Raw genomic sequence first — 6,853 nt, forward strand, 5'->3', positions numbered from 1 at the left:
AGGTCGTCGAAGACCGCCGGGTCGTTGCCGTGCCGGTCCTCCATCTCGCGCAGGTCCTTGGCCTGCCGGTGGATGATCGCCTGCACCCGGCGGGCCGACTCGGCGGCCACCACGGCCACCAGCACCGTGCCCGTCGCCCCGCACCAGAGCACCTCCGCACGGACCCCGGCGGACACCACCGCCGCGGCGGCCGCCACGGCCGCCGCCATCACGGCGGTGGGCAGCAGCCACCCGAGCAGGGGCGCGGACGGCCGTCTGGCGGGTGATGATCCAGCTCGAAGCATTCTCGGCATCCTCAAACGATCGGAACAGTACGGGGACGGGCGACGGCCGGCGCCGGAGGCATGGTGATGCAGCATAGCCAAGTTCAGGACAATCCTGACGGAAACTCAAGAATCCAGCTGTACAGCCGACTTGTCCCGCCGTGCCGGACATGCCGGACATCTCGCACACCAGTCTCAGCCCCGGCCGGCCGCCGTCCCGCCACCAGGCTTCTCGCCCCGCCCCGCCCGCACCGCCAACCCGCCCCGGATTCGCTCATGCGAAGGGTTTCTTCGCCAATTCCCCGTTCCGAAAGACAAGTTCGTGCTACGGGACGCCCCCTGCGCCACCCCCGACCGGACCGACACCCCTCCCGGGGGCCGAGCGTGGGGGTCGTGATCCGGTGGGGCGGGCGGCCGTCAGGACTCGACGAGGGTTGCGCGGTAGGCGGTGATCACCAGGTGCACGCGGTCCCGGGCGGCGAGCTTGGCCAGCAGGTGGCCGACGTGCGTCTTGACCGTGCCGGTGCTGACGGACAGCTGCTCGGCGATCTCGGCGTTGGTCAACCCGCGGCCGATCAGTGTCAGCACCTCCAACTCCCGCCCGGTGACGGCGCGCAGGACCCGCTCCCGCTCGTCGCCGCCGGGCGTGGCGGTCGCCGGCTCGGCGGCCGGCCGGGCGGCGAACTCGCGGATCAGCCGGCGGGTGACGCTCGGGGCCAGCAGCGCCTCCCCGGCGGCGACCACCCGGATCGCGGCCAGCAGTTCCTCGGGCGGGGTCGACTTCAGCAGGAAGCCGGACGCCCCCGCGCGCAGCGCGCCGTAGATGTACTCGTCGAGGTCGAAGGTGGTGAGGATCAGGATCCGCACGGCGCTCTCGGCGGTGATCTGCCGGGTGGCCGCCAGGCCGTCCGTGCCCGGCATCCGGATGTCCATCAGCACCACGTCCGGCTGCCCGGCGCGGGCCAGCCGGACGGCCTGCGCCCCGTCGGCGGCCTCGCCCACCACCTCGAAGCCGTCGGCGGCGGCCACGATTCCGGCCAGGCCCGCCCGTACCAGGGTCTGGTCGTCGGCCACCACGACCCGGATCGGTGGGCCGGCGGGTGCCCCGTTCGCGGCGTCTCCCGTCACGACGTTTCCTGCCCGCCCGCGTCGGCCAGCGGCAGCACGGCGCGCACCCGGAACCCGCCGCCCGGCAGCGGCCCGGCCTCCAGCCGGCCCTCGTACAGCCCGACCCGCTCGGCCATTCCCGCCAATCCGTGCCCGCCGACCCCGACCGGCCCGCCGCGACCGGCGTCGCTCACCTCCAGCACCAGCGCCTCCTCCTCGAACTCCACGGCGACCCGCGCCTCGGCCGCGTGCGCGTGCTTCACCACGTTGGTCAGCGCCTCCTGGACGATCCGGAACGCGGACAGCTCGACCCCGTCGGACAGCTCCCGGACCACGCCGCCCACCCGCAGCTCCACCCGCACCCCGGCCTCGGCGCTGCTCGCCACCAGCCGGTCCAGATCGGCCAGCCGGGGCGCGGGCGCGAGCCCGGCCCCGTCGGCGCCGCGCAGGACGGTCAGCAGGCCGCGCATCTCGACCATCGCGTCCCGGCTCACCGCCTGGATCGCGGCCAGCGCCTGCTCGGCCTGCGCCGGATTCCGCCCGATCACGAAACGGCCGTACCCGGCCTGGACGTTGACCACGCTCATGCTGTGCGCGATCACGTCGTGCAGCTCCCGGGCCAGCCGGATCCGCTCCTCGGCCAGCTCCGCCGTGGCCAGGTCGACCTGGTGCCGGCGCAACTCGGCGCCGTACGCCCGGTAGCGGGCCACCGCGCAGCCGAGCGCCCACGCGGTGACGACCTCCAGCGCGGACAGCACGAGGTTGTTCCACAGCTCCCGCGACCCGAACCGGCTCAGCCCGGCCCCGACCAGGCCGAACGCCAGGACGGTGAGGCCCAGCCGCATCGGCCCGGCAGCCGCGACCAGGTAGACGACCATCGCCGCCGCGACCACCACCAGGAACCCGGCCAGGTTGGCGATCGTCAGCTGCCCGGCCACCGCGACCACCACCGCCCAGGCGGCGAACACCACCCCGGCCGCGGCCACCGGCGCGAGCCGGCGCAGCCCGGCGGCCGCGCCCACCGCCACCACGCACACCAGCACCGTCACCAGCTCCGCCGACGTCGGCTTCGGGTAGCCGCGGTGGTGCGGGTCGAACACCCGGTAGGCGTCCAGCACCCGGAACCAGGTGAGCACGGTCAGGGCCAGCGAGACCGCCAGGTCGACCGCGACCCAGTGGCCCGGGCGCAGCCTCCTGGTCACCGGCGGATGCGGAGCACGGGGCATTTCCCCAGGCTAGCGGCGGCCCCCGCGCCCGGCATCGCCCTGTGGGCCTACGACCACGGGCAGAGGCCGGCCCCGCCGAACGCCGTGATCTCCCCCCACGGCGGGACGCCCCGCACCGGGCCCGGGCGGGAGCGTGGAGCCCGCGTCGGCCCCCTCGGCCGACCAGGAAACCCGGAAAGGCACCACGATGATCGAGGTACGCGACCTCACCAAGCGCTACGGCGGCGCCGCCGCCGTGGACGGGCTGACCTTCACGGTCCGGCCGGGACGGGTCACCGGCTTCCTCGGGCCGAACGGCTCGGGCAAGTCCACCACGCTGCGGATGATCCTCGGCCTGGACGCCCCGACCAGCGGGCGGGCGACCGTCAATGGCCGGCCGTACGCGGCCCTGCGCCACCCGCTGCGGGAAGTCGGGGCGCTGCTCGACGCCGGCGCCGTCCACCCCGCCCGCTCCGCCTACCACCACCTGCTCGGCATCGCCGTCACCAACGGCATCGGGCCGTCCCGGGTCCGCGAGGTGCTGGCCCGCACCGGCCTGGAACAGGCGGCCCGCCGCAAGGCCGGGCGGTTCTCCCTCGGCATGAAGCAGCGCCTCGGCATCGCCGCCGCCCTGCTCGGTGACCCGCCCGTCCTGTTGCTCGACGAACCGGTCAACGGGCTCGACCCGGAGGGCGTGCACTGGATCCGCACCCTGCTGCGCGACCTGGCCGCCGAGGGCCGGACCGTCCTGCTCTCCTCGCACCTGATGAGCGAGACGGCCGTCACCGCCGACCACCTGGTGATCATCGGGCGCGGTCGGCTCGTTGCGGACCGCCCCACTGCCGACTTCCTCGCCGAGAACGCGCGCACGGACGTCCTGGTCCGCTGCGCCCGGCCGGCCGAACTGGCCCGGCTGCTGCGCGCCGCCGGGGCCGCCCCGGTCACCGAGGAGCCCGGCGGGGCACTGGCCGTCGGCGGCCTGGAACCGGCGGCGATCGGCGAGCTGGCCGCCGCGCACGGCCTCGGCGTCCACGAACTCACCGTCCGGCAGGCTTCGTTGGAGCAGGCGTTCCTGGACGCCACCGGCGAGACCGTCGACTACCGCGCCACCACCGGTCCGTCCGGAAGGCGGACCGCATGACGGCCACCACCACTACGTCCGGAAAGAGGACCACATGACCGCCCCCACCACCCGCGGCGCACTGGCCGGCGAGTGGGTCAAGCTGCGCAGCGTCCGCGCGACCCCGCTCACCGCCGTCGTCGCGCTCGCCGCCGCCCTGTTCATCGGCCTGATCGACTACGGCAGCGCCGCCGACAACTGGGACGTCTGGACGGCCGTCCAGCGCGAGCGCTTCGACCCCGTCCGCTACGGCTTCTCCGGCGGCTTCTACGTCGCCGTCCTGGCGATCGGCACGCTGGGGACCCTGGCCGCCTCCAGCGAGTACACCACCGGCCAGATCCGCAGCACCCTGGCCGCCGTGCCCCGGCGGGGCCAGGTGTTCGCGGCCAAGGCGCTGGTGGTCGGCGGGGTGTCGGCGCTGCTCGGGCAGCTGCTGGCGTTCCTGACCTTCCTGCTCGGCCAACGGGCCCTGGCCGGGAAGCACCTGGCCGTGTCGCTCGGCGACCCGGGCGTGGCGCGCGCGGTCGTCGGCTGCGGCGTGTTCCTCTCCGTCTTCGCCCTGCTCGGCCTGGCGCTCGGCTTCCTGGTGCGCCACACCGCGGGCGCCGTCGCCGTGCTGTTCGGCCTGTTCTTCCTCTCGCCGATGCTGCTGGCGCCGCTCGGTGACGGTGCCACCCGGTTCGGCCTGCAGAGCGTCTTCGAGGGCCTGGGCAGTACCGTCGCCTCCGCGGGCGGCACCGACCGGCTCGGCGCGGCCGGCTGTCTGGCCACTCTCGCCGGCTACCTCGCCGTCGCCCTCACCCTGGCCGCCCTCAGCCTGACCCGCCGGGATGCCTGACCCTCCCGCCGGGACGCCTGACCCGCCGGGAGGCCTGAGCACTACGGGACACCTGAGTACTGTCGGTGGCGGCTGCGATGATCCGCCCATGGACCTCGCCCACGCCCTCGACGGACTCGACGCCCACCCCTGGGCATCCGTGTCGCACGCCTACGGACCCGCCGAAGACCTGCCCGGCCTGCTGCGCGCGCTCACCGCCGGCGGCGAGCAGGCCGACGAGGCGCTCGCCGAGCTCTACTCGTGCATCCTCCACCAAGGCTCGGTGTACACCGCCAGCGCGGACGCCGTCCCCTATCTGGCCCGGATCGCGGCGGCCGGTTGCGGGACGGTCGAAGTCCTGGGCCTGCTCGGCGGGTTGGCCGAGAGCGAGAGCGAAGGAGAGTGGGACGGGGAGCGGGGTGGCGGCGGGGAGGGCCCGCCCGCCCCCGTCCGGGCCGCTGTCGTCGGCCAACTCCCGCTGCTGCTGCCGCTGCTGGCGGACGGCAGCGCCGGCGTCCGGCAGGCCGCCGCCTGGGCCGTCGGCCAGACCAGGGCCGTCGAGCCCGCCCTGTCCGCGCTGCGCCGCCGCTGGGCGAGCGAGGCCGACCCTGTCGTCCGCGGTGAACTGCTCACCGCCCTCGGCCGGTTGGACCGGTCCGGGGCCGCGGCCGAGGCCGGGCCGCTGCTGGGCGAGGGCACGCCGGCGCCGCTGCGCCTGGCCGCGGTCCTCGCCGGGCTGGACGCGGGCGAGCCGTGGACGGGCGCCCACCACGCCGCCGTCCTCGCCCTGCTGCCCGCCGACCCGGTCGCCGCCGACCGGTACGACCTGGACCGCCGGGAGCCGTTGCGCGCGATCACCGAGGAGCTGCTGCTGCGCGAGACGCCCGCCGACCGCGACGCCGCCTACGCCCTGCTCGACCGGGCCCTGCGCGACGAGCGCCCCGAGGTGCGGGCCGAGGCCGTCTGGGCGGCCGACCACGCCTGCCAGCTGTCGCGCAGCGCGCCCCGGCGGCTGCTTCCGGCGCTCGCCCAGCTCGTCGCCGACCCCGACGTGGCGCACCTGCTCGGCAACCTCGGCCCGGCCGCCGCCGAGGCCGCCCCGGGGCTGGCCGCCCGGGCCGCGCAGGCCGAGGACGGGCCCGCCGACGAGGCCCTGGCCGCGCTCGTCCTGGTCGCACCCCGGACGGCGGCCCCGCTGCTCGCCCGTGCCCTGGGCCGGAGCCCGCGCGCGCTGGAGGCCGCGGCCGGCCAGCGGGCCCCCGCCGACGCGCCGTTCCCCTTCGACCCCGAGCTGCTCGCCGCCGTCCGCGCCCGGCTGACGGCCGGGCAGCTCGGCGGCAACGAGCACCACCAGCTGTTCCGCCTGGTGCGCCAGTGGGGCCGCGCGGCCGCCCCGGCCCTGCCCGAGCTGTGCGCGGTGCTGCCGCACCGCCCGGAGGCGGCGGCCGCCGTCGCGGCCGTCGCGGTGGACGGCCCGGCGGCGGAGCGTGACCGCGCCGCCGCCGCGCTGCGGGAGGTGCCCGGTTCCGTCGCGGCGGCCCGGGCGCTGTACGACCTCACCGGTGATCCCGAGGCGCTGCTCGGGGTACTCGCCGACCGGCTCGCGGCCGGCCCGTACGCGGTCGCCGAGGCCGCCCGGGCCGCCGCCGGCCTGGGCCCCGAGGCCCTCCCGCTGGCCCCCGCCCTGCGCGCCGCGCTCAGCGCCGGAGGCGCGCCCGACACCTCCCCGATGCCCGACACCTCTCCAGTGCCCGACACCTCGCCGGTGCTGGAGGCCGACCTGGCGGTGGCCGACGCGCTGTGGCGGATCACCGGGGCCGCGGCCGAGGTCGTCCCGATCCTGGACGGCGTCCTGCGGCGCGCCGATGACGGGGCGTGGTTCGACCGGACGGCCGTCCGCGCGGCCCGCGTCGCCGCCCTCCTGGGGCCGGCCGCCCGCCCGCTCACCGCCAGGCTCGACGGGCTGCTCGCCGACCGGGTGAAGGCCCCGGCCGCCGTGCTGGCCCTCCTCGCGGTGGCCGACGGCGCCGCTCTCGACCGCGGCCGCCTGGTCGAGGCCGCCCTGCGCGCGGCCGAGACCGGGTCGGACCTCCGGGGCGCGGGCGAGGCCCTGGCGGCCCTGGGCACCACCGCCCTGGACGACGGTCAGCGCCGCCGCCTCGCCGATCTCGCCGGGCGCGACCGCCGGATCGTCGGGGGCTGTTTCGCGGGCGCCGGCATCCGCGACGACGAGGCCCTGCGCGCCCTGCTGGCCGCCGTGGCCGGAGGCTGAACGGCGAACGCGGTTGGCCGCCGCCCCCCCCCGGGGGTGGCGGCCCCCCCCCCGGGGGCGGTGGGGTGG

The 6,853-nt window shown here is 76.9% G+C and carries 5 protein-coding genes and 1 pseudogene; 3 read left to right on the top strand and 3 right to left on the bottom strand.

Going from position 1 to position 6,853, the window contains the following annotated elements:
- The 3 genes and pseudogenes from ACFV61_RS26490 to ACFV61_RS26500 form a co-directional block, all read right to left on the bottom strand.
- A pseudogene (locus ACFV61_RS26490) lies at window positions 1-284 on the bottom strand (hypothetical protein); the annotation flags it as partial.
- A gap of 396 nt (window positions 285-680) precedes the next feature.
- The gene (locus tag ACFV61_RS26495) at window positions 681-1,391 is read right to left on the bottom strand and encodes a response regulator transcription factor (protein ID WP_079135315.1); all 711 of its coding nucleotides are present in this window, start codon (window positions 1,389-1,391) and stop codon (window positions 681-683) included.
- Entirely contained in the window at window positions 1,388-2,572 is a 1,185-nt protein-coding gene (locus ACFV61_RS26500; protein WP_380425058.1) for a sensor histidine kinase, read from the bottom strand. Before ACFV61_RS26500 ends, ACFV61_RS26495 begins: the two co-directional genes overlap by 4 nt.
- A 211-nt stretch (window positions 2,573-2,783) precedes the next feature.
- Between ACFV61_RS26500 and ACFV61_RS26505 the strand changes: the two genes are divergently transcribed.
- The 3 genes from ACFV61_RS26505 (at window position 2,784) to ACFV61_RS26515 (ending at window position 6,784) form a co-directional block, all read left to right on the top strand.
- Window positions 2,784-3,716 (top strand): ABC transporter ATP-binding protein, encoded by a 933-nt coding sequence (locus ACFV61_RS26505; RefSeq protein WP_380494267.1) that lies wholly within the window; start codon window positions 2,784-2,786, stop codon window positions 3,714-3,716.
- A gap of 34 nt (window positions 3,717-3,750) precedes the next feature.
- A complete protein-coding gene (locus ACFV61_RS26510) occupies window positions 3,751-4,533 on the top strand; it encodes a hypothetical protein (protein WP_380494269.1) in 783 nt (260 codons plus the stop codon).
- Between the two features lie 88 nt (window positions 4,534-4,621).
- Window positions 4,622-6,784, top strand: a complete 2,163-nt coding sequence (locus tag ACFV61_RS26515; RefSeq protein WP_380494271.1) for a HEAT repeat domain-containing protein — start codon at window positions 4,622-4,624, stop codon at window positions 6,782-6,784.
- Window positions 6,785-6,853 lie beyond the last annotated feature (69 nt).

The organism is Kitasatospora sp. NPDC059817, assembly GCF_042731835.1.
GTDB lineage: Bacteria > Actinomycetota > Actinomycetes > Streptomycetales > Streptomycetaceae > Kitasatospora.